This is a genomic window from Schnuerera sp., from assembly GCF_035459645.1.
Taxonomy (GTDB): Bacteria; Bacillota; Clostridia; order Tissierellales; family Tepidimicrobiaceae; genus Schnuerera.
The window spans coordinates 1-3439 of the sequence record NZ_DATHXO010000418.1 but is presented as its reverse complement, the minus strand read 5'-3'; the positions used below and the strand labels follow the sequence as shown (position 1 = coordinate 3439).

The following is a 3439-nucleotide window of genomic DNA, read 5'->3' as shown; positions in this document are numbered from 1 at the left end:
ATAGGTTATAAAAATACCTATAGTGGTTATAATTTACAATAAAATGGGAGGAATTTAAAAAATGGTTTCAAGTTTAGATAGTATCTGGAATGAAGTCCTCAATTTAATAAAAGTGGAACTAACAGAAGTAAGTTTCAATACTTGGCTTAAAACGATTAAACCTGTTACAATTTCTGAAAACAGGGTAATACTTGCTGCACCAAATGAATTTACTAAAGGTATATTAGAGGCTAGGTATTTAAACTTAATAAAAAATGCAATAGCTCAAATAACAAAAGATGAATATAATGTCCAATTTATTATTCCAGGAGAAGAGGTAAATATGAATGTTGGACAATCTATATCAGAAGAAAATAATGATTTAAATCAAAGATCTCAATTAAACCCCAAATATACATTTGATACTTTCGTTATAGGTAATAGTAATAGATTTGCTCATGCAGCTTCATTAGCGGTAGCAGAAGCACCAGCACAAGCGTATAATCCATTATTTATCTATGGTGGGGTAGGTCTAGGTAAAACCCATTTAATGCATGCTATAGGCCATTTTATTTTAAATCAATCTCCTGAATCAAAAGTAGTATATGTGTCTTCAGAAAAATTTACAAATGAATTAATAAATTCAATTAGGGACGACAGAAATAATGAATTCAGAAATAAGTATAGGAATGTAGATGTGCTTTTAGTAGATGATATCCAATTTATTGCTGGTAAAGAAAGTACTCAGGAAGAGTTCTTTCATACATTTAATGCACTACATGAAGCAAATAAACAGATAATCATCTCTAGTGATAGACCTCCAAAAGAAATACCAACATTAGAAGACAGATTGAGGTCAAGGTTTGAATGGGGATTGATATCAGATATTCAAGCACCTGATTTAGAAACTAGAATTGCTATACTTAAGAAAAAAGCTAAAATGGAAAATATAGATGTACCTGATGATGTTATGTTATATATTGCATCAAAAATACAATCGAATATTAGAGAATTAGAAGGAGCGCTAATTAGAATAGTAGCTTATTCATCTTTAACCAACAAAGAGGTAACTATAGAATTAGCAGAAGAAGCTTTAAAAGATATAATCTCTAACAATAAACCTAGAAAAATTACAGTAGAGTTAATCAAAAATTCTGTATCTAAAGAATTTGATATAAAAATGGAAGATTTTAATTCTAAAAAAAGAACAAGGGCAATAGCTTATCCAAGACAAATAGCTATGTATTTAACTAGAGAATTAACGGATTTATCTTTACCTAAAATAGGGGATGAATTTGGTGGTAGAGATCATACAACAGTAATACACGCTTATGATAAAATATCGGCTGATATTAATGAAAATGATGACTTTAACAAAAGGATCGATGGACTTATAAAAAATATTAAAGGTGAATAATCAACAAAAAATGTTAATAAATATGTTGGTTAAATGTTAATACATTAGATAAGTTTATATATTTAAAATTATGGGGATAACTTCTATAGTTATTATTTAATTATCAACATGTTATTAAATGCAGAAATACATCAAAGCTAAATCTTATACATAGTTATTCACAAATTAACAGCCCCTACTACTATTACTACTATTATTATATAAATCTATCTATATCTATAATGGAAAGATAAAAAAAGAAAAGGAGGATTATCAATTGAGAATACAAGTTGATCAAAATTCTTTATCAAATCATATTAGCGTTGTTCAAAAAGGTATTTCTAATAGAACTACTTTACAAATATTAGATGGTATATTATTAGAAACAGTTAATAATAAATTAAAGTTAACTGCAACTGATTTAGAAATTAGAATAGAAACATATCTTGATTGTGATATAATAGAAGAAGGTGCAGTTGTAGTAGATTCTAAGATATTTGGCAATATAATAAAAAAATTACCTAATGCACCAGTTAATATTAATATTGAAGAAAATAACATTAACATAACCTGTGAAAGTTCAGAATTTAACATATTAGGTAATCCAGCATCTGAATATCCAGAGTTACCTACTATTATAAATCAAAATTCATTTGAAATTCCTAAGGATTTATTTAAATCTGCTATAAGACAAACTGTATTTGCTACTACTCAAGATGAAACTAGGCCAATATTAACAGGGGTTTTATTAGAAGTATCTAATGGAATTGGATCATTTGTCGCCTTAGATGGTTATAGATTAGCATTAAGAAGTATTCCTATTAATTTAAAGGAAGATATTAAAATAGTAATTCCAGGTAGAGTTTTAGGTGAGTTAAATAAAATACTTGATGATAAAGATGAACTAACCATAACTACTGCTCCAGGTCATATAATATTCGATATGGGAGATACAGTAGTTTCATCACGATTATTAGAAGGTCAATTTTTAAATTATAAAGATATAATTAGGAAAGAGCACAAAACTAATTTAAGAGTAGATAGAAAAAAATTTCAAGATAGTCTTGAAAGGGCTTCTTTACTAGCTAAAGAAGAAAAAGCTAATTTAGTAAAATTGAATATAGCTAATAATGAAATCAATATTAAATCAAATTCAGAAATAGGTAATGTAAATGAACAAATCTCTTCAGCACAAGAAGGGGAAGATATTAATATAGCTTTCAATTCTAAATATGTTATTGATGGAATAAAGGCTATTGATTCTGAGGAGATAGAACTTTTCTTTATGGGAAGTTTAAATCCTTGTATAATAAATCCTGTAGAAGACGAAAACTACACTTACTTAGTATTGCCTGTACGGCTTGCACAAGAAGATTATTAATATGAGAAGGTGGATATTTAAAAGATGAAAGAAATAAAAATAAGTACAGATATTATAAAATTAGATCAATTACTTAAGTTTGCGGGTATTACACAAACTGGAGGAGAAAGTAAAAATATAATAAAAATGGGAATAGTATCAGTAAATGGAAACATTACAAAAGAAAGGGGAAAAAAGATAAAAAAAGGGGATATTATAGAAATAAAAGGCACAGGAAAATTAATTGTGATATAATATAGTAGGTTTGTGAATATAAAGCCTCAACCCTTGTGGTTGAGGATTTATCACTTATGAAGTATTTTTGAGGGGTGCTTTTTTTGAATGTAGAAAGTATAAGACTTATTAATTTTAGAAATTATTATGATGTGAGTTTAAATTTAAATAAAAGGATAAATATCTTTGTTGGTAAAAATGCTCAAGGAAAAACTAATTTATTAGAATCAATTTATATTTCTGCATTGGGTAGGTCTTTTAGAACTAATAGAGATAGAGAAATAATAAATTTAAATAAACAGGAGGCTTATATTGGTTCCAAAATCAATGTTGGTAGAACGGAAAAATTGATAGAAATAAAATTAGAGAAGGATAAGCCTAAAAGAATAAAAGTAAATAAAGTAGAACTTAAAAATATTAAGGAATTATATAGCGGACTAAATGTAGTAATTTTTTCTCCAGATGATCTT

4 protein-coding genes are annotated in these 3439 nt (G+C 27.2%); all 4 read left to right on the top strand.

The genetic code is table 11. From position 1 onward, the window contains the following. Nucleotides 1-61 precede the first annotated feature (61 nt). Complete coding sequence (gene dnaA / locus VK998_RS09900; RefSeq protein WP_325227971.1) at nt 62-1396, top strand: chromosomal replication initiator protein DnaA; 1335 nt, start codon at nt 62-64, stop codon at nt 1394-1396. 256 nt (nt 1397-1652) lie between these two features. Beyond that, nucleotides 1653-2756, top strand: coding sequence for a DNA polymerase III subunit beta (gene dnaN, locus VK998_RS09895; RefSeq protein ID WP_325227970.1), 1104 nt, complete (start codon nt 1653-1655; stop codon nt 2754-2756). A 24-nt stretch (nt 2757-2780) separates the two neighbouring features. Then, the gene (locus VK998_RS09890; protein WP_325227969.1) at nt 2781-2990 is read left to right on the top strand and encodes an RNA-binding S4 domain-containing protein; all 210 of its coding nucleotides are present in this window, start codon (nt 2781-2783) and stop codon (nt 2988-2990) included. Nucleotides 2991-3064: 74 nt separating this feature from the next. Next, nucleotides 3065-3439, top strand: a 375-nt coding sequence (locus tag VK998_RS09885) for an AAA family ATPase (protein WP_325227968.1), incomplete at its 3' end; no start/stop codon positions are given.